Source organism: Streptomyces coelicoflavus (genome assembly GCF_045041415.1).
In the GTDB taxonomy this organism is placed as follows: Bacteria; Actinomycetota; Actinomycetes; order Streptomycetales; family Streptomycetaceae; genus Streptomyces; species Streptomyces coelicoflavus.
Genome location: NZ_CP108218.1, coordinates 3,375,510 through 3,397,083, shown reverse-complemented (window position 1 = coordinate 3,397,083; position 21,574 = coordinate 3,375,510). Strand labels below are relative to the sequence as shown.

Annotated in this window: 21 protein-coding genes and 1 pseudogene; 15 read left to right on the top strand and 7 right to left on the bottom strand. The window is 73.4% G+C overall.

Annotated elements, in window-relative coordinates; all coding sequences use genetic code 11:
• The first annotated feature begins 69 nt into the window (after positions 1-69).
• From OHA99_RS14975 to OHA99_RS14965, 3 genes are all read left to right on the top strand, one after another.
• Positions 70-1,371: a sensor domain-containing protein gene (locus tag OHA99_RS14975; RefSeq protein ID WP_366473119.1), complete on the top strand. Its 1,302-nt coding sequence runs from the start codon at positions 70-72 to the stop codon at positions 1,369-1,371.
• Positions 1,371-2,003 carry a response regulator gene (locus tag OHA99_RS14970; protein ID WP_405698952.1) on the top strand — a complete coding sequence of 211 codons (633 nt, stop codon included), beginning with the start codon at positions 1,371-1,373 and terminating at the stop codon, positions 2,001-2,003. The genes OHA99_RS14975 and OHA99_RS14970 overlap by 1 nt, the downstream gene beginning before the upstream one ends.
• Before the next feature lie 195 nt (positions 2,004-2,198).
• The gene (locus OHA99_RS14965; protein WP_366473121.1) at positions 2,199-3,317 is read left to right on the top strand and encodes a hypothetical protein; all 1,119 of its coding nucleotides are present in this window, start codon (positions 2,199-2,201) and stop codon (positions 3,315-3,317) included.
• 114 nt (positions 3,318-3,431) lie between these two features.
• Here OHA99_RS14965 and OHA99_RS14960 read toward each other — a convergent pair whose 3' ends face one another.
• From OHA99_RS14960 to OHA99_RS14950, 3 genes are all read right to left on the bottom strand, one after another.
• The gene (locus OHA99_RS14960; protein WP_153178412.1) at positions 3,432-4,808 is read right to left on the bottom strand and encodes a carbohydrate-binding protein; all 1,377 of its coding nucleotides are present in this window, start codon (positions 4,806-4,808) and stop codon (positions 3,432-3,434) included.
• Positions 4,809-4,924: 116 nt separating this feature from the next.
• Entirely contained in the window at positions 4,925-5,872 is a 948-nt protein-coding gene (locus OHA99_RS14955; RefSeq protein WP_153178411.1) for a LysR family transcriptional regulator, read from the bottom strand.
• 64 nt (positions 5,873-5,936) lie between these two features.
• On the bottom strand, positions 5,937-6,905 hold the full coding sequence (locus OHA99_RS14950) for a YafY family protein (RefSeq protein WP_228126131.1): 969 nt from the start codon (positions 6,903-6,905) through the stop codon (positions 5,937-5,939).
• A gap of 74 nt (positions 6,906-6,979) precedes the next feature.
• Here OHA99_RS14950 and OHA99_RS14945 point away from each other — a divergent pair, with 74 nt between their 5' ends.
• A complete protein-coding gene (locus OHA99_RS14945) occupies positions 6,980-7,381 on the top strand; it encodes a VOC family protein (protein ID WP_153178409.1) in 402 nt (133 codons plus the stop codon).
• A gap of 10 nt (positions 7,382-7,391) precedes the next feature.
• Here the strand turns inward: OHA99_RS14945 and OHA99_RS14940 are convergent, their stop codons facing one another.
• The 3 genes and pseudogenes from OHA99_RS14940 to OHA99_RS14930 all read right to left on the bottom strand — a co-directional run bounded on the left by OHA99_RS14940 (position 7,392) and on the right by OHA99_RS14930 (position 9,217).
• On the bottom strand, positions 7,392-8,288 hold the full coding sequence (locus OHA99_RS14940) for a hypothetical protein (RefSeq protein WP_405696132.1): 897 nt from the start codon (positions 8,286-8,288) through the stop codon (positions 7,392-7,394).
• Between the two features lie 13 nt (positions 8,289-8,301).
• Positions 8,302-8,532: pseudogene (locus tag OHA99_RS14935) on the bottom strand (helix-turn-helix domain-containing protein); the annotation flags it as partial.
• Between the two features lie 250 nt (positions 8,533-8,782).
• Positions 8,783-9,217 (bottom strand): ATP-binding protein, encoded by a 435-nt coding sequence (locus OHA99_RS14930; protein WP_405696131.1) that lies wholly within the window; start codon positions 9,215-9,217, stop codon positions 8,783-8,785.
• Between the two features lie 112 nt (positions 9,218-9,329).
• Here OHA99_RS14930 and OHA99_RS14925 point away from each other — a divergent pair, with 112 nt between their 5' ends.
• The 7 genes from OHA99_RS14925 (at position 9,330) to OHA99_RS14895 (ending at position 16,407) form a co-directional block, all read left to right on the top strand.
• Positions 9,330-10,178, top strand: coding sequence for a helix-turn-helix transcriptional regulator (locus tag OHA99_RS14925; protein ID WP_153178405.1), 849 nt, complete (start codon positions 9,330-9,332; stop codon positions 10,176-10,178).
• Positions 10,175-10,366 (top strand): DUF397 domain-containing protein, encoded by a 192-nt coding sequence (locus OHA99_RS14920; RefSeq protein ID WP_153178404.1) that lies wholly within the window; start codon positions 10,175-10,177, stop codon positions 10,364-10,366. The genes OHA99_RS14925 and OHA99_RS14920 overlap by 4 nt, the downstream gene beginning before the upstream one ends.
• 81 nt (positions 10,367-10,447) lie before the next feature.
• Positions 10,448-11,209, top strand: coding sequence for a Crp/Fnr family transcriptional regulator (locus OHA99_RS14915; protein WP_366473126.1), 762 nt, complete (start codon positions 10,448-10,450; stop codon positions 11,207-11,209).
• Between the two features lie 90 nt (positions 11,210-11,299).
• Positions 11,300-12,100, top strand: coding sequence for a hypothetical protein (locus OHA99_RS14910; RefSeq protein ID WP_153178402.1), 801 nt, complete (start codon positions 11,300-11,302; stop codon positions 12,098-12,100).
• Positions 12,097-14,400, top strand: coding sequence for a hypothetical protein (locus OHA99_RS14905; RefSeq protein ID WP_153178401.1), 2,304 nt, complete (start codon positions 12,097-12,099; stop codon positions 14,398-14,400). The genes OHA99_RS14910 and OHA99_RS14905 overlap by 4 nt, the downstream gene beginning before the upstream one ends.
• Positions 14,397-15,869: a hypothetical protein gene (locus OHA99_RS14900; RefSeq protein ID WP_153178400.1), complete on the top strand. Its 1,473-nt coding sequence runs from the start codon at positions 14,397-14,399 to the stop codon at positions 15,867-15,869. The genes OHA99_RS14905 and OHA99_RS14900 overlap by 4 nt, the downstream gene beginning before the upstream one ends.
• Positions 15,862-16,407, top strand: coding sequence for a Pycsar system effector family protein (locus OHA99_RS14895; RefSeq protein WP_228126130.1), 546 nt, complete (start codon positions 15,862-15,864; stop codon positions 16,405-16,407). The genes OHA99_RS14900 and OHA99_RS14895 overlap by 8 nt, the downstream gene beginning before the upstream one ends.
• 89 nt (positions 16,408-16,496) lie before the next feature.
• On the opposite strand, the gene OHA99_RS14890 is transcribed toward OHA99_RS14895, so the two are convergent.
• Complete coding sequence (locus OHA99_RS14890; protein ID WP_205616678.1) at positions 16,497-17,390, bottom strand: helix-turn-helix transcriptional regulator; 894 nt, start codon at positions 17,388-17,390, stop codon at positions 16,497-16,499.
• 77 nt (positions 17,391-17,467) lie between these two features.
• Here OHA99_RS14890 and OHA99_RS14885 point away from each other — a divergent pair, with 77 nt between their 5' ends.
• From OHA99_RS14885 to OHA99_RS14870, 4 genes are all read left to right on the top strand, one after another.
• Positions 17,468-18,235, top strand: coding sequence for an SDR family oxidoreductase (locus OHA99_RS14885; protein WP_153178399.1), 768 nt, complete (start codon positions 17,468-17,470; stop codon positions 18,233-18,235).
• Entirely contained in the window at positions 18,235-18,453 is a 219-nt protein-coding gene (locus OHA99_RS14880) for a 4-oxalocrotonate tautomerase family protein (RefSeq protein WP_007443968.1), read from the top strand. The genes OHA99_RS14885 and OHA99_RS14880 overlap by 1 nt, the downstream gene beginning before the upstream one ends.
• A gap of 316 nt (positions 18,454-18,769) precedes the next feature.
• Positions 18,770-20,128, top strand: coding sequence for an NADP-specific glutamate dehydrogenase (gene gdhA, locus OHA99_RS14875; protein WP_054099484.1), 1,359 nt, complete (start codon positions 18,770-18,772; stop codon positions 20,126-20,128).
• A 166-nt stretch (positions 20,129-20,294) separates the two neighbouring features.
• Positions 20,295-21,428 (top strand): FAD-dependent monooxygenase, encoded by a 1,134-nt coding sequence (locus tag OHA99_RS14870; RefSeq protein ID WP_405698951.1) that lies wholly within the window; start codon positions 20,295-20,297, stop codon positions 21,426-21,428.
• Positions 21,429-21,574: the final 146 nt, after the last annotated feature.

Below are 21,574 nucleotides of genomic sequence, written 5' to 3'. Positions count from 1 at the left end.
AGGCCATACCCCCGGGACGCCCACTGGACCGATGGCCCGGCCGGGCGCACGGGTTCTACGGTGATCCGCATGCACCCCCGCCCCCGCACCGTGTGGCAGGCCCTGTCCGCCCGCGGCTACCTGCTCTCGTCGTGGCCCTGGCGTGCCGTCGCCTACCTGGTGACCGGGGCGGTGGCCGGCGCCGTGACCCTGGTGGGCCTCGTGGCCGCACTCGCCGCCGGGGGCGTACTCGCCGTCGTCCTGGTGGGGCTGCCGCTGCTGGTGCTCACCGCCCTCGCCGGCCTCCCCGTGGCCCGCCTGGAACGGCACCGGCTGCGCCTGATCGACCGCGTCCCCGCCCCCGACCGGCCCGTACGGCAGCCGTCCGCCACCGGCCCGTGGCCCTGGCTGAGCACGCGGCTGGGGGAGCGGGCGACCTGGCGGGAGCTGGGCCACGCGCTCCTCTTCGCCGTCCTGCTCTGGCCGCTGGACGCCCTGGCCGTGGCCTTCGCCCTGGCCGCGCCCCTCGCCCTCACCGCCACCCCGCTGCTGATGGCCACGGCCGGCGGCGGCGAGGAGGCGAAGGTCCTCAAGCAGTGGACGGTCACCACCTGGCCGGCCGCGTGCGGTGTCGCCGTGCTCGGACTGGCGCTCCTCGCCCTCGGTGCCTACGCGCTGGGCCTGGCGGCGGGCGCGCGGGCCGAGCTGGCCCGCGTGCTCGTGGGCGCCCCGCGCGCGGGCGGCCCGGAGGACAGGGTCGTCGAACTCACCCGTTCCCGCGTCCGGTTGGTGGACGCCTTCGAGGCCGAACGCCGCCGGATCGAACGCGACCTGCACGACGGCGCCCAACAGCGCCTGGTCGCCCTGACGATGGCCCTCGGCCTGGCCCGCCTGGACGCGCCGCCGGGACCGCTGGCCGACCAGCTCGCCAAGGCGCACGGCGAGGCGGGCCGGGCACTGGAGGAACTGCGCGAGCTGATCCACGGCATCCACCCCAAGGTGCTCGCCGACTACGGCCTGCCCGCGGCCGTCGCCGACGCCGCCGACCGCTCCGCCGTCCCCGTCGACGTCGCCCTGGAACTGCCCGGACGGCTGCCCCAGGCGGTGGAGGCCGCCGCGTACTTCGTGGTCCGCGAGGCCCTCGCCAACGTCGGCCGGCACAGCGGCGCCGGGCGGGCGGAGATCTCCGGCGGCCACCGCGACGGACGGCTGGTCCTCCGGATACGCGACGACGGCCGGGGCGGGGCCGACGCCGCGGTGGGCAGTGGGCTGACCGGACTCGCCGACCGGGTGTCGGTCCTGGATGGCAGACTCTCCCTGTCCAGCCCGCCGGGCGGACCGACCCTGCTGAGCGTGGAGATTCCTTGCGAGTGGACCGAACGCTTCGCGTAGTGCTGGCCGAGGACAGTGTGCTGCTGCGGGACGGCCTGACCGGGCTGCTCACCCGCTTCGGACACGAGGTCGTGGCGGCCGTCGGCGACGCCGGGGCACTCGTCGCGGCCGTCGGGGAGCATGCCCCGGACGTCGTCGTCACCGACGTCCGCATGCCGCCCGGCTTCCAGGACGAGGGCCTGCACGCGGCCGTACGCCTGCGCGAGGAGCGGCCCGCCCTGCCCGTCCTCGTCCTCAGCCAGTACGTGCAACGGACCTACGCGTCCGAGCTGCTGGACTCCGGTGACGGCACCGGCGTCGGCTATCTGCTCAAGGACCGCGTCGGCCAGGTCGAGCAGTTCGTCGACGCGCTGGCCGAGGTCGCGGACGGCGGCACGGTCGTCGACCCCGAGGTGGTACGCCAGTTGCTGCGCCGCCGCCGGGACCCGCTGGAGCGGCTGAGCCCGCGCGAGCGCGAAGTGCTGGCCCTGATCGCGGAGGGCAGGTCCAACGCGGCCGTCGCCTGTGAACTCGTCGTCTCCGAGGCGGCCGTGGGCAAGCACATCGGCAGCATCCTCGCCAAGCTCGACCTGCCCCCGGCGACCGAGACCCACCGCAGGGTGCTGGCGGTGCTGACGTATCTGCGGGCCTGACGCAGCCTGCGTCCGGAGGGCGATGCACGGCGGCCCGTGACGGGTGGCCGGTGCTCGGTGGCCGGCGACCGGTGCTCGGTGGCCGGTGTACGGGTTCGGTCACAAAACCCGCACCGTCCGGCACGGTCCCTCCATGTCGCGGCACGATGGAGCGCCGGAAGCCCGCGACCGCACCGCGACCAGGAAAGTGAGCCCGTGAGTTCCGTTCCGCCCCCCGACCGTTCCGACGACGAACCGGCCCCCTCCCTATCCGACGAGCAGTTGGAGTCCTTCCTGCGGGAGGCCGCCGAGGACGGTGGGCGGTCCGCTCCCAAGGAGCCGTCGGCGCGGGCGCGGATGGTGGCCGCACGGCTGCGGGAGCAGGAGGAGCCGACGCCCTGGCGCGGCCCGCAACCCGCCCCGAGGCGTCGGCGCCGGTGGGGTGCGGTCGTCGGCGTGGTGGCGCTGGCGGCGGTCGCGGTGATCGCCCTGCGGCCCTCCCTGGTCACGGACCACTTTCCCGGCGGGGAGGCGGAGGCCGCCGCATCGCCGACGCCGCTGGCCGCCGAGACGGCGCGGCCCACCGGCGCACCCGGGGGGAGCGACGGGTCGGAGCAGGCCACGCGCGAGCACCCGTTCCGCGGCTCGCCCGCCCTGCGCTGGGCCGACGGCGCCGACGCCATCGAGGTGCCGGAGGCCGAGGCGGTGGCCGGGATGAGCAAGGCCGACGCGGAGCTGGCCCTGCGGCGCACCAAGGAGTTCCTGGTCGCCGCCAACCTGGACCCGGACGTGATCGCGGGCGGGCGGCCCGAGAAGGCGCTCGGCCTGCTCGACCCCGAGGCACAGAAGGACCTGCTCCCGGACCAGCGGCGGGGACTGCGCGAGCCGTCGCGCGAAAACGACCCCGTCGGGCTGTTCAGCCGGTTCGACCCCGACGAGGTGCGGCTCGCCGGCGACGTGGTCAAGGTGCGCGGGCGGATGTCGCTGGCCGGGGGGAAGCCGGGCGAGATCGAGGTGCACGCCGACTACACCTTCGTGTACCCGCTGGTGAGGGCCGACGGCGGCGACCACGTCGAGCGCACCATCGTGCGCCGCCAGATCACGACGCTGCTGCTAGACCCCGACCGCTGGTACGCGACGCCGGGCAAGCTCGCGATCAAGGAGTACAAGGTCAACACGTTCAACACCGCGTGCGCCGTGTACGACGGCTACCTGCACCCCGTCTTCCCCGGGGACCGGCAGCAGGGGACGGGGCCCTCCGTCGACCCGTACGACCGCAGCGGCGAGGTGAGGGACACGCAGGGGGAGGAGTGCGGCATCGTCACCCGCACCTGAGGACCCTGAAACCTGAGGAGCACGCCCGTACCACGACGTGACCGGGCCCGGGCGCTCTCCCTCACGCACGCCCGGACCCGTCCCCCGTTGTCCCCTGTGGGGGTCAGTGGGGTGTCACACTCGCTGCCACAGCGCGGGAACGTTCGGCGGCTCCCAGCCCGCGTAGGCCTGGTGGCCCTGGAGGCAGCGGTAGGTGGCGCCGCCGTACGTCACGGTGTCGCCCGCCTGGTAGACGGTGCCGGCCGCCCAGGTGCCGCCGGGCTCCTCGCCGCCGTCGTCACCGCCGCCGTCGTCGCCGCCGGTCGTCTTGAGCGTGAGCCCGTAGTTCTGGAGCAGCGCGTTGATCGGCTGGAAGAAGGTCTCGCCGCCGGACCGGCAGTCGCCGGAGCCGCCCGAGGTGACGCCCTGCGCCTGGCTGCCCGAGATGAAGGACCCGCCGGAGTCACCGGGCTCGGCGCACACCGTGGTCCTGGTGACCGGGGAGATGGTGCCTTCCTGATAGGTGACGCTGGTGTTGAGCTGCGCCACGGTGCCGCAGTGCCAGCCGGTCGTCGAGCCGGAACGGCAGACGGACGAGCCGACCGGAGACACGGTGGAACCGGTGACCTGGACGTTCTGCCCACCGGCGCCGAGCACGTACGGGGTCGCCGTCCAGCTGGAGTTGGTGGCCACCCACGCCATGTCGCGGCCGGGGAAGATCGAGCCCTGGAAGGTGCCCTGGGCCACCCGGTTGGAGCCGGTCGTACTGGCACCGGCCCGGCCGCAGTGGCCCGCGGTGGCGAAGCCCTGCTGGGTGCCCTTGGTGACCGGGAAGCCGATCGAGCAGCGGCTGCTGTTGTTGATGTAGTACGCCTCGCCGCCGCGCAGGTCGTAGAAGGTGCGGGGCCGCTCGGTGCGCTTCTCGACGCGGGAGAGGGAGTCGTCGACACCGGCCGCCGCGAGCAGCTTGTGGGCCGCGGCCGGGCGTATCGCCTCGACGACGACGGTGTTGGTGCGGGCGTCGACGTACCAGACGGGCGCGTCGGCGGTGTTCAGACCGGCCGCCGCCTTGTCCATGCGGGCCTTGGCCGCGTCCAGGTCGGCGAGCGAGTGGCGTACGACCTTCGCCTCGGCACCGCGCGCCTCGATCGCCGCGACGTCGGCCGCGTCGGTCGTCGCCACGGTCAGGGTGCCGGACTCGGCACCGCGCACCCAGGCGCCCGCGAAGTCCCCGCCGAGCGCGGCCCGCAGCCGGCCCGCCGTGGCGCCCGCGTCGGCCTCGTTGGCGAGGCGCCGCTCCGCCTGCCGGCGGTCGAGGCCGAGGTCCCGCTGCATCGCCTTGAGCAGAGCGGGCGGCGCGGCGTCGGTGCGCAGGGTCTCGGCCGCGGTGGGGGCCGCGTCGACGGGTGCCGTTCCGGCGCTCGCGGAGCCGCTGAGCCCGGCCACGAGCAGGGCCGCGGTCGCGGCGACGGCGGCACCCATGGCTCTGTGGTGTCGGTGTCGGTGGTGCATGGGGGATCTCCTCGGTCTCGGTGGGGAGGTGCCGAAACCGTAGGGAGGGACGCCCGGCCGTCATAAGAGCTCAGTCGTCCCTCTCCCCGGCGTTATGGAACGCCGCGCACGCGACCTCACGGAACCCGGTGCGCCGACATCCACTCCGTGTAGCTGTCGCTGTTCGCCGCCACGCTCGCGTGCGCCATGCGGGCCTGGGAGAGCACGGCGGTGGCGGTGTCCTGCCGCTGTGTCGCCGCGTGCCAGCCCAGCAGGTGCCGCCAGGTCAGCGGGGTGCCGGTGAGCGGCCGGGTCACGACCCGGGGGGTGGTCGGAAAGGTGGCCCGGCACAGGCCGACCGCCCGCCCCACCTGCACCAGGTGCACGACGGAGGCGGTGTCCGTCTCGTACATGCGGCGCGGGGTGAAGCCGGCGCGGGCGCAGGACGCGGTGAAGCAGTCGCCGAAGCAGCCGTCGCCGGGTACGCAGGCCCACTCCTCGTCCGCCAGCTCGCTCAGGTCCACCTCGGTCCGGTCGGCGAGCGGGTGGCGTTCGGGCACCATGACGAACACCGGGTCCACGGCGACCTCCCGCCACACCAGCCCCTCGGCCGCGGGCGGCGACGCGGTGCCGCAGGTCCCGACGAGGGCGTAGTCCAGCCGCCCTTCGGCGAGTTGGCCGGCCAGCTCCCGCTCGGACCAGGAGGTGCAGGTCGTCATCCGGGCGTCGGGTGCCACACCGGCGAGCCGGTCGAGGAGGGCGCCCAGTAACGGCCCGTGGGTGCCGCCGATCCGCAGCCGTTCCGCCGTACGCGGCGCGCGGGCGAACCGGGCCGCCTCCTGCTGCAACTCGGTCACCGCGGGCAGGACGATCCGGCTCCGTTCCAGCACCAGTTCGCCCAGCGCGGTGGCCCGTACTCCGTGCCGTCCCCGGACGAACAGCGCTCCGCCCAGGGCTCGTTCGATCCGCTTGAGCTGTGCGCTCAACGCGGGCTGCGCGAGACCGAGAGTCGTCGCCGCCCTGGTGAGGCTCCCGGCGTCGGCGATGGCCCGTACCGTCTTGAGATGCCGCAACTCCAGCTCCATGAGGGGAGCTTGCGACGCGGTGAGGGCGGGGGCAAGAGGTTGGTACGGACCTCTGGAGGAAACTTCAAGTACTTGCTTCCTCGTTCGCGGCGAGCAGCTCCCGGGTGCGGCGCAGCAGCGCCTCCCGCACGGAGTCGGGCGCCAGAACGCGCAACGGCGTGGCGAGGCTGAACAGATATCGGGCCAGCCCCTCCGTGGTCGACCCGCCGATCTCGACGACCGTGGCGTCCGGCCCGTCGGCCCGGTGCAGCCCGACCGTGGCGGGAATGGCCCGCAGCGCCTGCTCCATGGGCACCGACAGGCGGACGGTGGCCAGCACCGCGTACGGCCCGGTCGCGCTCGCGCGGGACACGAGGAGCGCCGGGTCGGGCAGCGGCTCGGTGAACTCGACGGCCCGCCCGGTCGGCTGCACCCGCTCGACCCGGTCGGCCCGGAAGGTCCGCCACTCGCCCCGCTCGACATCCCGTGCCACGAAGTACCAGCGCCGCCCGGTGTGCACGAGCCGGTACGGATCGACGTCCCGCACACTGGCCCGCCCCTCCCAGTCCCGGTACGCCAGTCGCGCCCGCTCGCCCCGCCGGCACGCGGCCGCCAGCTCCAGCAGCGTCCCGGCCGCGACCTGCGGCTCCCCTGCCGCCCTCGGCGTCTGCACGAACGCGTCGTCCATGTCCCCGAGCCGCTCCGCGACCCGCCGGGGCAGCACCTGCCGCAGCTTCAGCAACGCCGACAGCGCCGCCTGGTCCCCGCCGAGCGCCCCGCTCAACGCGGCCTCCCGCAGCCCGACGGCCACGGCGAGGGCCTCCTCGTCGTCCAGGATGAGCGGCGGCGTCCGCGTCCCCGGCCGCAGCCGGTACCCGCCCCACGGTCCCGGGTCGGAGTCGACGGTGTACCCCAGCTCCCGCAGCCGGGCGACGTCCCGCCGCACGGTCCGCTCGGTGACCTCCATCCGCTCGGCCAGCTCACCGCAGGTCCAGGCGGGACGGACGGCGAGCAGGGAGACCAGCCGCAGCAGCCGGGCGGAAGTACTGAGCACGGTTTCGAAGTCTGCCACGCATCCGCCGACGACCAGGACCGAACCTGTCCTGGTCACGTCCTACGGTCTCTCCCATGACGACAACGGAGAACACCGCTGACACCTCTGCCCCGGCCTTCCGCTACTCGGCCGTCACCTTCGACTGCTCCGACCCCGCCGCGATGGCCCGCTTCTGGGGCGAGGCCCTCGGCCTCACCGTCGCCTTCAACACGGACGACTTCTACTTCCTCGGCGGCGAGGACGGCGCCCCCGGACTTGGCTTCAACCGCCTCCCCGACTACCGCCCGCCGACCTGGCCGGGCACCGACCAGGAGAAGCAGGCCCACATCGACGTCGGCGCCGAGGACCTGGACGCGGGGGAGGCCCGCCTGATCGCACTCGGCGCGACCAAGCCCGACTTCCAGCCGGCGCCGGACCGCTGGAGGGTGCTGCTGGATCCGGCGGGGCATCCGTTCTGCGTGTCCACGGTGGCGTGAGCCGGGAGGGCTATTCGCCCTCGAAGATGTCCTCGGCAGCGGGCGCGGTGACGGCTCGTGCGAGCCAGTGGCGGAGGACCTCGGGGTCGCCGCACTCGGTGATGCGCGTACGGATGTCGTCCGAGACGTCCAGGCCACGCTGCTCGAGGACCAGCAGGACGTCCTGGGCGCCCTGATGGGCACGTCCTTGTTCGCGTCCTTGTTCGCGGCCTTCGTCGCGGATCTCTTCGGAGATGTACGACTTGTAGAAGGAGAGGTCCACGGCCACCAGATTCCTCCAGAGGTGCCTGGCCGGGCGGTTGCCCAGCCCATGTGCGGTGAATTCGACGATGGGTGCGGCAATGTCTTCGGGCGTGTCCCGCAACGCGGTGGACAGGGCCTTCAGTATCGCATTGACGACCGGCTCCGTGGCGTGTGTGATGGCCGCCAGACTGGCCAGGACCAGGTCGGCCCGGGCCTCCTCCGGGTCCGTGATCACCGGCATGTTGTGGGGGCCGGCGACCACGGGCCGCAGAGTGAGGGTGGGCAGCTCGGGCGGTCCGCTGGTCACGGCCCGCTGCGCCCATTTCGCCGTGGCGTGGTCCTGGCAGACGACCAGGAGCGCTGCGGGCAGCCGGTACTTCGTCCACAGGTACGAGACGTAGTACGCCCAGCTGGCTGGTTTGTCCGGGTCCTTCTTGCCCTGGGCCTCGATCGCGAGGAGGAACGGTCCCCGCTCCGCTGTGTCGAAGCGCAGGAGCGTGTCCACACGGCGTTCGATGGGGCTGGCCTCGGTGAGGTCGGTCGGCAGCGCCGTTGCCCCGATGGGCCTGGGAAGGTCGACTCCGAGGAATTGTGTGACACGGCTGAACAATCCCGGGTCGTGCTGAAAGATGCGGTGCATCGCCTCGTGGGGCTGGCTGACCATGGGGTTCCTTGATTCGGATGTCGGCGCCCGCGCCGGTCGGCAGCGACTGGAGGTGGCAGCCGAGGCCGATCGCGAGGAGCGACAGTTCCTTGTGCTGGGTCAGGTGGTTGCCGATCACCACGAAGCGGGTGGTGTGGCGGGTGTTGTCGTGGGTGATGCCGCTGCCGTGGCGACGCGTACGGGACTGATTGTCAGCAGGGGCTGACTGGGCGCGCGCAGGGGCGCTAGTGTTTTGCTCATCCATCGGGAAGGTCTCGTCTTCTTTGGTGGTTAGGCCCTCGCCCCGGGATTGCAGTCCCAGCGGGGGCCGATGTCTTTTCAGTTGTGCTTGCTTGCGCTGAGAGTAGGGGAGTTGGGGGACCGGAAATCCAGCCGGGCCGGTGATGTTCACCCACCCGAGTGACGACGTGCCTCGGGCGGGAGGGGTGGGGCTTGGTGGGGGTTCTTTCTCTCCGGTTTCTTTGTCTTGGTAGGGCGCTGACGGCACCGGAACCTCAGAACGCGGGTTCCGGTGGTGTACAGCACAGTTCCGCCCACGCCGTCTTGCGCGGGAAGCGGCCCTCGGTCACTCCCCAGCGGTGCGCCAACGCCTTCACCAGGAGCAGGCCGCGGCCGGACTCGGCGTCGGGGGAAGGCTCTTGCGGGGCGGGGAGTTCCTGGCCCCGGGTGTCGGTGACCTCGACGCGGAGGATGTCGCCGACGACGTAGAGCGTGAGCCGGAAATCGCGGCCGGGGACGCGCCCGTGATCCGCCGCGTTGTTGGCCAGTTCGGCGACGAGGAGGCGTGCGGGGTCCAGGGGCAGGCCCCAGGAACGCAGCTGCTCGGTCGCGAGCAGGCGGGCGAGGCGGGCGCCGCGTGGGGTGGGGGACAGCTGCACGCTGAAATTGCGGACGGGCGCGGTGAGTTCGGTGGTGGATTCCTGATTCACGTCACTCAGCGTGGCGGTGTGTGCGTACCGTGAGAAGTGACTCAGCGGGTACGTACGGTGACTGTCCGGCGCTTGTCCAGTGGTGTCGGTGCTGTCTGGGAAGGGGCGCGGGATGACGGTCGAGACGGACGAGTCGGGGTGGGAGGTCGATCCCGACGACGAGTGGGGCGTCGCGGTCATCACCACGGTGGGACGGCAGTTGAAGCTTCGTCGCGAGGCGGCGGGGATGCGGGCCGGCGACTTCGGAGTGGCGGTCGGGTACGGGGAGGACCTGGTCTACAAGGTCGAGGGCGGCAAGCGGATTCCCCGGCAGGAGTACCTGGACAGGGCCGACGAGGTGCTGTCGGCCGGTGGTCTCCTCTCGGCGGCCTGGGAGGACGTGAAGAAGGTCCGGTACCCGAAGAGGGTGCGGGAGCTGGGGAAGCTGGAGGGCAAGGCGGTCGAGATCGGCATCTACGAGTGCAACAGCGTCCATGGGCTCTTGCAGACGCCGGAGCATGCTCGCGCGCTGATGGAGGCGGCCCAACCGCCGTACTCCGCAGACGACGTACAGCGAATGGTGGCTGCCCGCCTGGCTCGGCAGTCGGTCTTCGAACGCGACCCCGCGCCGTCGATCCACTTCGTCCTGGAAGAGGCCCCGTTGCGTCGGCCGGTTGGCGGCACAATGGTGTGGCAGCAGCAGCTCGAACGCCTGTTGGAGGTGGGATCGTTGAATCACGTCTCGCTTCAGGTGATGCCGACGAACACTGATGCCCATCCGGGTGTGGACGGCAAGATCGAGCTGCTGAAGTTCCCGGACGGCACGGCAGTGGGGCGGAGCGACGGCGCGTTCAGCGGTCGGCCGACCGCTGAGCCCAGGGACCTGCGCATCCTTGAGCTGCGGTATGGCACCATCCGGGCGCAGGCTCTCCCACCGAGAGCGTCACATGCCTTCATCGAAGAACTGCTGGGAGAAACATGATCCGCGAGACCGAACTGGTGTGGTTCAAGAGCAGCTACAGCAGCGGTACGGACGGCAACTCCTGCGTCGAGCTGGCCCTCACCCCCGGCACCGTCCACGTCCGTGATTCCAAGTCCACCGACGGCCCCCGCCTCGCGCTCACGCCGGAGGCGTGGGGGGACTTCGTTTCGTACGCCTCCGGGAGTTGAAACGTTCGGCCTCCTGATTCGGCTGAAAACGAGTGACGCAGGGAATACTCTGTGTGTCGCGCGGAGCCGGTGGGGGGCCACATGGGGCTGTTCGGAGAACGCCGGGCGTTCCTGGAGAAGTTGAGTGATGCCGATCGCCAGGCCCTGTCGGGGCTCGGGCATCGGCGTGATTACGCGCCGCAGGAGCAGCTCCTGGGGGAGGGCGAGTCCGGCACGTCCGTGCTCGTCATCCTGGGCGGCTGGTGCACGGTGTGGCGGTCGACCGAGCGCGGGCGGCTGATCCTGGCCCTGCGTCAAGGCGGCGAACTGGTCGGCGAGATGGCCGCGCTGGACGGACGTCCGCGCAGCGCCACGGTGACCGCGCTGGACGAGGTGCGGGCGCTCGCCGTACCCGGTGACCGCTTCCGGCACTTCATGGCGGCCCGCCCCTACGTGTCCGCGCTGGTGATGGCGCAGCTCACCGAACGCCTGCGCAGTGCGGACGACCAGCGCAGCTCCCTCGCCTCGGCCACCGTCCTGGAACGGCTGGCCGCCTGCCTGGTCGAGCTCGCGGACCGTACCGGGCGCCGGGAGAGCGACGCGGTGGTCATCCGGCTCCCCCTGTCCCAGCACGAGATCGCCGCCGCCATAGGCGCGACCCGCGAGGCCGTGGCCAAGGCGCTGCGGCTGCTGCGTGAGCAGGGGCTCGTGCACACCGGGCCGAAGGTCATCGCCGTCGCGGATCTGGAGCCGCTGCGGCTGCTCGGCGGCGCCGGGGCGCCCCACGGCACCGGCACCAGCACCGGCACGCGCACCGCGCACAACGGCGCGCGGTCCGCTCGCGGCCGACGGCCGGGTGTGTAAACGGCTACAGCGCGGCGCGCGGTGCGCCGGGAGAGTGGCGGCAGACGGTCGTGGCCGGTGCCGTAGAGGCCGGGCGAGAGGCAGGGGACCATGCACGGCGGAGCTCAGTTCGGACAGTACGGACAGTACGGATTCATCATCAGCCTGGATGTGCAGGGGTCGGGCTCGATCCCCGACCCCGACCGTCCGGCCCTGCGCAAACGGATCTACCGCGCGGCCGAGGACGCCTTCGCCCAGGCCGGCCTCGGCGACGCCCGGCTGGCCCAGGAGGACCGCGGCGACGGCATCCTCGCCGTGGTGGAGCCGCGCCGCCCCGAGGCGCTCGTCGGGGAGTGGACGGAGTACCTCCACCAGAACCTGCGCCGGATCAACCGCGAGCTGAGCCGCCCGCTGCGGCTGCGGGCCGGGCTGGACGTCGGGCCGTTCACTCCCGACCGGCACGGCTTCTCCGGCACCGCCGTGGACCTGGCCTGCCGGATCGGCAGCTGCGAGGAGGCCAAGGCGGTGCTCTCCGGCCTGCCGGACGCGCCGCTGCTGGTGGCCGTCACCGACCGGCTCTACCAGGACGTCGTACGGCACGGCGGCCGGTGGATCGAGCCGGAGCACTACCGCCGGTACGTGGTGCGGATCAAGGAGGGCGAGCGGTACGCCTGGTTCACGGTCCCGGGGCGCGGCGCGCCGCCGCCCGCCGCCGGGGACGGCGGACCCGTGCCGGACCCGGATCGCGGCGACGGCCCGGACTCCGCCCCGCGCACGGACCGGGACGAGGCGAGCGGCTTCCACTTCGGCGACGTCACGGTCAGGGACCGGGGGCAGGCGTTCCAGGGGAAGTTCGAGGACATCAACATCGACCACCGGCGCGGCGGCACCGGCCCCGGAGCGGCGTCGTGAGCGGCGGCGACGCGGACGCGCAGCAGGGCCAGGACGACCGGGACCACCAGGGGGACCACGGACAGGGGCACGGACGCTCGCGGGATCAGGACGGCGAAGGCGGTGGCCGGGCGCGGTCCGGCAGGGCTGCGGCGCACGGGCAGCGCGACGACACCGGCGACCGGGCCACGAGCGCCGAGGACGACATCCTGGGCGCCGACTCCGACGCCGACCCGTCGGCCAAGGGCGGCGGGCGGTTCGCGGCGGGGCCCGGCGCCGCCCACTTCGCCCGGGAGACCCGGTCGGTCTTCCTGCGCGACACCAGTACGTACGTCGGCGGCACCATCAACTCGGTCAACTTCCGCTTCGGCGAGACCGTACGGGGCGCACTGCTCGCGGGGCCGCTGCCCGAGGACGAACTGCTGCGGCTGCGAAGGCGGTTCATCGCGCCGCCGGACTACGACGACTTCAAGCGGCAGTTGCGCGAGGACCACCTGCTCGTGCTCTGCGGCCAGCCCGGCAGCGGACGCATGTACACCGCCCTTTCCCTCCTCGACGACCTCGGCCGGGGCAACGTGTCCCGCCTCGATCCCGGATCCGACCTCGCCGGACTCGACGCGGGCGACGAGGACAGCCGTATCGCCAAGGGCCACGGCTACGCCCTGGAACCGGCCGACGGACGGCTGCCCGCCGAGCTGCACCTGGACCGCCTCCGCCGTCTGCTGGCCGACCGCGGGTCCTACGCCGTCCTGCTGTCCGTACCCGACCCCGGCGACCGGGGCACGGGAGGCGGCCGGGCGCGGTACGAGCGCAGGCACCGGCCGGCCGCCGAGGACGCCGTACTCGACGGACATCTGGAGGCCGAACTCGACGGCGGGCCGACCGGGGCCAGGGAAGCGGCCCGGCGGCTGGCGCGCGACGGCCGGGTGCGCGACACGCTGGGCCTGGAGGCGCTGCTGCCCGCGGAGGCCGCCCGGCTCGCCGGGCTCGTCGCCCAGCGCGTCACGGACGACCTGACCGAGGACCAACTGCTCACGGAATGCCGGGGCTTCGCCGCCGAACAGGTGCGCGTGTGGTTCGCGGGCGGCGGTGCCGGGTCCGACACACCGTCGGTGCTGCGGGAGGCGGCGTTCCGGGTCTCGCTCGCGGTGTTCGGCGGCAGCTCGGTCAACATCGCAGCCGAGGCGGCGGAGCTGCTGGCCTGGGAACTCGCGGTGACCGTCGATCCGGAGCGGATGCCCGGGCGGCCCGTGCTCGGCGACGGACTCGAGGCCCGCCTCGCCTCGGCCCGGGCCACGACGGAGACCCGCCACCAGCCGGTGGTCGCGGGCAGGCTCATCCCCGTGCGCACCGTACGGTTTCGCGGCACCGCCCTCGCACCCGCCGTCCTCGCCCACCTGTGGGAGCACCACCACAACATGCGCGGCCCGGTGCTGCGCTGGCTGGACTCGCTCTGCCAGGACGGGCGCGAGGAGGTGTGGGTCAGGGCCGCGGTGGCGGCGGGCGAGCTGTGCCGGCTGGACTGCGCGCACACCCTGGGCGAGCTGCTCATCCCGATGGCCGAGGCCGACCAGGCCCGCCGCGGCGTATTCGTCGCCACCGCGTTGCAGGTCGTACTGGAGGACCCGCAGACCGGGGAGGCCCTCCGCGCGCTGGTCAGGTCGTGGGCGAAGAGCGACCGGGGCAACCTCCGGTGGACCGCCGCGGTCGCGCTCAGCTGGGGCACGGCCGCCCGGACCGTGGGTGAGGCGCTCACCGCGCTCGGCGGGATCGGCACCCGGGACGACGGCGCCCTGCGCTTCGTCGCCGCCCAGGGCGTGGCCCACCTCGCGGGATTCACCACCGACCGCGAGCCGCTGGCCAGGATCAGGTCCTGGCTGAACGACAGCAGGCAGCAGCACCAGAATCTCGGCCTGGCCAGCACGCTGCTCCTGGCCGACCTGACCGTGGAGCACGTCTGGAACCCGGCCGAGGAACTCGGCGGACGCGAGCGGTGGCCCCTCGCCCTGGCGATCTGCGCGACCCGTCCGGACCTGGCCGCCGAGGTCGCGGGACTGCTGTGGACCGCGCTGTGCACCAGCCGTTCCTACCGGCGCGCGCTCGACAGCCTGGCCGGGTGGCTGCGCACGTGCCGCGGCAAGGCGTGGGAGGGCGACGTCCTGCGCTTCCTGCCGCTGCTGATCCTGGGGGAGGACGACCGGCAGCGCCTGACGTGGCTGATCGGCGAGCTGTGCCAGGACCCCGACGAACCGTTGGAACCGGAGCATGCCCACCGCCTGCTACAGGCGGTCCAGGCGTCCCAGGCGGGAGGAGCCCGATGAATCAGTACAGCCCCCAGGGGGCGTCGCCGAACCAGAACGGCCAGAACGGTCAGAACGGCCACTCCGGTTGGCCCGGCGCGGCCGAGGCGCCGCTGCCGGACGACCTGCGCGGGCCGTTCCTGAAGGAGATCCACCCGGAAGGCCCGTACAAGCACCGCGAACTTCAGCGCGCCGCCGTCGTGTTCTACCGCAACGGCGGGCACAGCGTCATCACCGCACAGCGCGTGGAGCACGTCGACCGGCCCATGCTCGGCAAGAAGCCCAGGTCGGTCTGTCTGATCGCCCGCGGCCGGTACCAGGCCTCCTTCGAGATGCCCCTGCGCAGCCGCGGCGACCAGGGCGAGTTCCAGTGCGCGGTGGACATCCACTGGGAGGTCGCGGACTTCGTCCTGACGGCGGAGAAGCAGGTACGGGACGTCGAGAAGATGCTGCGCGCCCCGCTCCTGGCACGGCTGCGGGTCCTCACCCGGCGCTACGGGCTGGAGGCGGCCCAGGCGGCCGACGAGGCGATCCAGGCCGAGCTGGCGGGCGGCGCCTGGGCCGACTTCGGCAGCGAACTCGGCCTGAGCACCGTGGTCTACGTGCGCATCGACCTGGGGCAGGCCGCCCGGGACCACCAGGCGGCCCTGGTGGACGTGCGGTACACCGCCGGCCGGCAGTCGGCCCAGGACCAGGCCGACGCCGCCCGGGTGGATGCCAACCTGGCCGCGGCACGCCGGCTCATCGCCGCGGGGGAGACCGAGCAGTACGCCATCCTGCTCGCGCAGGACCCGTCGCAGGCCGGGGAGATCCTGCGGGAGCTGCAGAGCCAGGCACGGGAGAACCGGGGGGAGGCGCTGGCGTTCCTGTCGCGGCTGATCGAGAACGACGTGGTGCAGAGCCACCAGATCGACAGAGCGGTCGTGCAGCAGCTCCTCGAGTACGCCAAGGTCAGCGGCGGCACGCTGTTCGACCAGGGGCTGCCGCAGCCCCCGGCCCAACTGGCGGCGCAGCAGCCCGCGCCGGCACTGCCCGCGCCTTTGGACGGGACCGGGTATCCGACGGTGCAGCAGCCGACCGTCGCGGCGTGGAACCCGGGCGCGCCGGGGGTTGCGCCCGCGCCGACCGGGCCGGGGGTGCCGCCCGCGCCGGGGGTGCCCGGGGCGCCGCCTCAGCCGCCGGTGCCTTCGGTGCCGTCGGCACCGCCGACGGTCGACTTCCCGCCCGCACCGCCCGTACCGCCGTCTCCGCCCACGGCGGACTTCCTGCTGGCGCCGCCGCCCACCGTGGTGACGGAAGTCGTACCGCCGCCGCAGTCCCCCGAGGCACCGCACCAGGCACCCGCACCGGCACCGGCGGATCAGCCCGCGCCGCCCGCGCCCGATGCTTCGCCGACGACCGCCGACGGAAGGATCAACTACGTCAGACAGGGGCGGCGCCGCTCCCGCCCGGGCAAGGACGGCTCGGGCGGCGGGCAGCCCGATGCCTGACCCGGCCCCGACCCCGTCCCCGGACCCGTCCTCCGTCCCGCCCGCGACCGGGCGGGACGCGGCCCTCTACGTGGCCGAACGGCTGCTCGCCCACGCGCGGGAGGACCTCGCCCGGGCCGACAGCAAGGCCGCGGTACTGCTGTCCGGAGCCGCCTTCGCGCTCCCGGCCCTGCTGCTGGGCCGGGCCTGGGGTCCCTCCGCGCCGGTCTCCGGGGGCGCGCTCGCCCTCCTGGCCGCCGGGGGACTGCTGTGGGCGGCCGGTACGGTCCTGCTGGTCACCGTCGTCCTGCCGCGCACCGGCACGGCCCGTACGGGGCCCGGCATGACCTTCTTCGCCGACGCCCTGGGCCCGTCGGACGACCTCGACCGCCTGGTCCGGGCGGTCACGGCGGCGGCCGGGGACCGGGTGGCGTGGCTCGCGGTGCAGCTGATGGACGTCAGCCGCATCCTCGCCGCCAAGTACCGCTGCCTGCGGGTGGGCACCTGCTGCCTCGTGGCCGGCCTGGCCCTGGGCGGCACGGGACTGGCGCTCCTTTGAACCCCGCGAACCCGTGAGCCCGTGAACGCCGTGGACCCCGTGCCCCCGCAACCGTGCGCCCCACCCCGTCAGCCGTCAGCCGTCAGCCGTCAGCCGTCAGCCGTCCGCCGTCCGCCGGCGGGCTCCACGACCTCCTGAGTCCCCACGACCGCCAGCAGCTCCAGCAGCCCTGCGCTGTCCGTCCCGACGGCCGGAGTGAACCAGAGGAGCCGCTGCCGGCCGTCCTCGCTGAAGAGGTGGAGGCAGTTGACCTCGATCGGGCCCAGCGTGGGATGGACGAGGCGCTTGCGGTCCTCCCGCCGTCGGAAGGCCACGTCGTGGTCGGCCCACAGCGCGGCGAACTCGGGGGACACCCGGAGCAGCGTGCGGATCAACGAGCCGACCTCCGCGTCGTCCGCGTCCCTGCGCCCGGCGGCGGCCCGCAGGTCGGCGACGAAGGAACGGGACTTGCCCTCGTGATCGTCCTCCGGGTACAGGCGCCGCGCGTCGGGCTCGGTGAACCACCGGTGGACGAGACTGGCCCGTGGCCCCTGGAAACCGGAGTGGTCCCCGAGCAGCGCCACCGCCAGCGGATTCTGTACGAGGGTGACGTGCAGGTCGGTGATCACCTGCGCGGGTGTGGCCGTCAGCCTCCCGAGCAGGTCCAGCATGCCGGGGTGGACGTGCGAGGCGGCCCCGCCCTGCACGGGCACCGGCCGGTCGGCGATCCGGTACAGGTAGTCCCGCTCGTCGGCGGACAGCCGCAGCGCCCGCGCCAGCGCGGCGAGCATCTGCTCGGACGGCTGGGACCCGGCGCCGCGCTCCAGCTCGTTGTAGTAGTCCACGGACGCCCCGGCGAGGTGGGCGACCTCCTCGCGGCGCAGCCCCGGCACCCGGCGGCGCGGCCCGGCCGGGAGCCCCACGTCGCCCGGTCGGATGCGCTCGCGCCGCGACCGCAGAAACGCTCCCAGCTCGGCGTACTTCACAGCGCTCATGCCGTCCATTGTGCGCCGGGCGGGGACGCCGACCCATGGGATGACATCCCCTGGCTGTGCCGGCCGTCCGGGCGCATCGTGGACGCATGACCACGAACACGAACCAGAACACCGCCGAACCGGCGGACCCCCGCGTGGCGATCGTCACCGGCGGATCGCGCGGCATCGGCCGGGCGGTGTCGCTCAAGCTCGCCGCCGACGGCCTGGCCGTCGTCGTGAACTACGCCCGCGACGCCTCGGCCGCCGACGAGACGGTGAAGGCGATCGCCGAGGCCGGCGGGCGGGCCGTCGCCGTACAGGCGGACGTGGCGGAGGAGAAGGAGATCGCCGCGCTGTTCGACCGGGCGGAGGAGGAGTTCGGCGGCGTCGACGTCGTCGTGAACTCGGCCGGGCGGATGACCCTGTCGCCGATCGCCGACCTGGACCTGGCGGCGCTCGACGCCATGCACCGCACCAACATCCGCGGCACCTTCGTCGTCGCCCAGCAGGCGGCGCGGCGGCTGCGCGCGGGCGGCTCCTTCATCGGGTTCTCGACCTCCGTCGTCGGCACGCAGTTCCCGACGTACGGCGCCTACGTGGCGAGCAAGGGCGCCGTGGAGGCGATGACGATGATCCTGGCGCGGGAGCTGCGCGGCCGGGACGTCACCGTGAACACGGTCGCCCCCGGCCCGACGGCCACCGACCTCTTCCTCGACGGCAAGACGCCCGAACAGATCGACCGGCTCGCGAAGACGCCGCCCCTGGAGCGGCTGGGCAACCCGGAGGACATCGCCGAGGTGGTCGCCTTCCTGGGCAGCCCCGCCGGGCACTGGGTGAACGGCCAGGTCCTGCGCGCGAACGGAGGGCTGGTCTGATGCCTTTCGCCCACTTCAAGGTCCCCGCGGGCACCCTTTCGGCGGAGGACAAGAAGAAGATCGTCGAGCGCACCACCGACCTCTACGCGGAGATCTACGGCGAGCGTGCCCGCCCCACGACCGTCGTCCTCGTCGACGAGGTCCCCGACGGCGGCTGGGGCGTCGCCGGCCACGTCCTCACCGCCGCGATGCTGAACGGCGAGAGCCCCGGGGACTGACGCACGGATCATCGCCCTCCGTGCTCGCTATCACCCGTTATGCGAAAACTGTGTCTCACATAGTGGTCGCCCCCTGCGCCGGGTGCTGGCGTGGATGTTTACATGCGCGTAACACTTAAGTGTCCCGCGCGCGGCAACGGCGCCGAGCGCCCACCACCGGACCGACCGGACAGGCGTGCCACCCCCGTGCACACGCGTGTGCATCCGGCGCATCGTGCCCCCTGCGCACCGTGCCTCCTGCGCACCGTTCCCTGCGCCCCGCACTCCCGCGCTCCTGCCCGGTCTCCGGTGTCCAGCCGTGCCAGAAAGGGCCCCCGTGACGACGCGAAGCGAGACGCAGACCACCCTCGACCACCTGCTCACCGAGATCGAGCACCGCAACCCGGCCCAGCCCGAGTTCCACCAGGCCGCCCACGAGGTCCTGGAAACGCTCGCCCCGGTGATCGCGGCCCGCCCCGAGTACGCCGAGCCGGGCCTCGTCGAGCGGCTGGTCGAGCCGGAGCGCCAGGTCATCTTCCGGGTGCCGTGGCAGGACGACCAGGGCCGCGTCCACGTCAACCGGGGCTTCCGCGTCGAGTTCAACAGCGCGCTGGGCCCGTACAAGGGCGGCCTGCGCTTCCACCCGTCCGTGAACCTGGGCGTCATCAAGTTCCTGGGCTTCGAGCAGATCTTCAAGAACGCGCTGACCGGCCTCGGCATCGGCGGCGGCAAGGGCGGCAGCGACTTCGACCCGCACGGGCGCAGCGACGCCGAGGTCATGCGGTTCTGCCAGTCGTTCATGACCGAGCTGTACCGCCACATCGGCGAGCACACGGACGTGCCCGCCGGTGACATCGGCGTCGGCGGCCGCGAGATCGGCTACCTCTTCGGCCAGTACCGCCGCATCACCAACCGCTGGGAGGCCGGCGTCCTCACCGGCAAGGGCCAGGGCTGGGGCGGCTCGCTGATCCGCCCGGAGGCCACGGGCTACGGCAACGTGCTCTTCGCGGCGGCGATGCTGCGCGAGCGGGGCGAGGACCTGGAGGGCCAGACCGCGGTCGTGTCCGGCTCCGGCAACGTCGCGATCTACACCATCGAGAAGCTGACCGCGCTCGGCGCCAACGCCGTGACCTGCTCGGACTCCTCCGGCTACGTCGTCGACGAGAAGGGCATCGACCTCGACCTGCTCAAGCAGATCAAGGAGGTCGAGCGCGGCCGCGTCGACGCGTACGCCGAGCGCCGCGGCGCCTCGGCCCGCTTCGTCCCCGGCGGCAGCGTCTGGGACGTCCCGGCCGACCTGGCCCTCCCGTCGGCCACCCAGAACGAACTCGACGAGAACGCCGCGACCGCGCTGATCCGCAACGGCGTGAAGGCGGTCTCCGAGGGCGCGAACATGCCGACGACCCCCGAGGCCGTCCACCTGCTCCAGCAGGCCGGCGTCGCCTTCGGCCCCGGCAAGGCGGCCAACGCGGGCGGCGTCGCGGTCAGCGCCCTGGAGATGGCACAGAACCACGCCCGTACGTCGTGGACGGCGGAGCGCGTGGAGGAGGAGCTGGCGGCGATCATGACCAGCATCCACACCACCTGCCACGAAACCGCCGAGCGCTACGACGCCCCCGGCGACTACGTCACCGGCGCGAACATCGCCGGCTTCGAGCGGGTCGCCGACGCGATGCTGGCGCAGGGCGTCATCTGACCCCGACCGGACGCAGTCCGGCTCCGGCCGGTCGGCCGACCGTGCCCGTCCCGCACGACGACCCCGAACGGGGCGTGCGGGGCGGGCACTTGTCTGTCGCCGGACGCGGCGGACGGGCATGATCGACACGACGCCCGGCCCACCTCACCTCCTGGAGACCCCCGAGATGGCACCATCCCTGCGCGTACTGATCCACGGCGGCGGCATCGGCGGCCTCACCCTCGCCGCGGCGCTGGCCCGGCGCGGGCACACCGTCGAGGTCGCCGAGCTGCGCCCCGGGCCGGAAGCGCTGGGCGTCGGCATCATCCAGCCGTCCAACGCGCTGCACGTCATGGGCGAGATCGGTGTGCTCGACGCCTGTCTCGAGGCGGGCTACGAGTGGGAGGTCCTCACGATCGCCGACCCGGCCGGAAACACCCTGGCCGCCGTCCCCCAGCCCCGCATGGGCGACGCACCCCCCGCCAACGGCATCCCCCGCCCCGCGCTGGCCGCGATACTCGGGGACGCCGCCGTCGCCGCCGGTGCCACCCTCCGATTTTCCGCCACGATCACCGACCTCACCGACGACGGCGACGGCGTCGACGTCACCCTCTCGGACGGGTCCGGCGGGCGCTACGACCTGGTCGTGGGCTTCGACGGCATCGGATCAGCGCTGCGCACCCGGCTGTACGGCGAGAAGTACACCCCCGAGTACACCGGCTTCGCCAACTGGCGGGTCACGGTGCCCAGGCTGCCGGAGGTCCGCGGCGTCGTCATGAGCACCGCGGGGGAGTCGGCGAAGGCGCTGCTCACGCCGATCAGCGACGAGAGCATGTACCTGGGCGCCGTGTTCGCCGAGGCGGAGGGCTTCCGCCCGGACCCGGCGCGGGCCCACGAGCAGCTCGCGGACCGGCTGACGATGTTCGCCGGGCCGGTGGCCGCCGCCCTCGCCACGGTCACCGACCCGTCCGCCGTCGTCTACTCCCGCATCTCCCAGGTGACGGTCGAAGAACCGTGGCACGTGGGCCGCGTGCTCCTGGCGGGCGACGCCGCCCACGCCTGCACCCCGCACCTCGCGCAGGGCGCGGCCATGGCCGTCGAGGACGCGGTGGTCCTCGCCGAGTCGCTCGACACCGAGCCGGACGTTCCGGCCGCCCTCACCGCCTGGGAGGCCCGGCGGCGCCCCCGGGCCATGTGGGTCCAGGCGATGTCCCGAGCGGTCCTCCGCCAGGAAACCGGGGCACCCACCACCGCCGAGGAGGACGAACTCCTGAAGACCGGCATCCCGGGAGCGGCCCACGCCCTGGTCCAGCCGTACTGACCCGGGGGTGCGGGGGCGCCGGGGGCGCCGGGGGCGCCGGGGGCGCCGGGGGCGCCGGGGGCGCCGGGGGCGCCGGGGGCTACCGAACCCTCCCGCCCCCGGTGCCCGCCCGCGCGCGAAGTCCACGGGGGGACAGGGACCCCATG

Coding starts and splice junctions, on each gene's coding strand:
- OHA99_RS14975 (WP_366473119.1), top strand. CDS start 70: ATGCACCCCCGCCCCCGCACCGTGTGGCAGGCCCTGTCCGCCCGCGGC.
- OHA99_RS14960 (WP_153178412.1), bottom strand. CDS start 4,808: ATGCACCACCGACACCGACACCACAGAGCCATGGGTGCCGCCGTCGCC.
- OHA99_RS14955 (WP_153178411.1), bottom strand. CDS start 5,872: ATGGAGCTGGAGTTGCGGCATCTCAAGACGGTACGGGCCATCGCCGAC.
- OHA99_RS14945 (WP_153178409.1), top strand. CDS start 6,980: ATGACGACAACGGAGAACACCGCTGACACCTCTGCCCCGGCCTTCCGC.
- OHA99_RS14940 (WP_405696132.1), bottom strand. CDS start 8,288: ATGGTCAGCCAGCCCCACGAGGCGATGCACCGCATCTTTCAGCACGAC.
- OHA99_RS14925 (WP_153178405.1), top strand. CDS start 9,330: ATGACGGTCGAGACGGACGAGTCGGGGTGGGAGGTCGATCCCGACGAC.
- OHA99_RS14920 (WP_153178404.1), top strand. CDS start 10,175: ATGATCCGCGAGACCGAACTGGTGTGGTTCAAGAGCAGCTACAGCAGC.
- OHA99_RS14915 (WP_366473126.1), top strand. CDS start 10,448: ATGGGGCTGTTCGGAGAACGCCGGGCGTTCCTGGAGAAGTTGAGTGAT.
- OHA99_RS14910 (WP_153178402.1), top strand. CDS start 11,300: ATGCACGGCGGAGCTCAGTTCGGACAGTACGGACAGTACGGATTCATC.
- OHA99_RS14900 (WP_153178400.1), top strand. CDS start 14,397: ATGAATCAGTACAGCCCCCAGGGGGCGTCGCCGAACCAGAACGGCCAG.
- OHA99_RS14895 (WP_228126130.1), top strand. CDS start 15,862: ATGCCTGACCCGGCCCCGACCCCGTCCCCGGACCCGTCCTCCGTCCCG.
- OHA99_RS14890 (WP_205616678.1), bottom strand. CDS start 17,390: ATGGACGGCATGAGCGCTGTGAAGTACGCCGAGCTGGGAGCGTTTCTG.
- OHA99_RS14885 (WP_153178399.1), top strand. CDS start 17,468: ATGACCACGAACACGAACCAGAACACCGCCGAACCGGCGGACCCCCGC.
- OHA99_RS14880 (WP_007443968.1), top strand. CDS start 18,235: ATGCCTTTCGCCCACTTCAAGGTCCCCGCGGGCACCCTTTCGGCGGAG.
- OHA99_RS14870 (WP_405698951.1), top strand. CDS start 20,295: ATGGCACCATCCCTGCGCGTACTGATCCACGGCGGCGGCATCGGCGGC.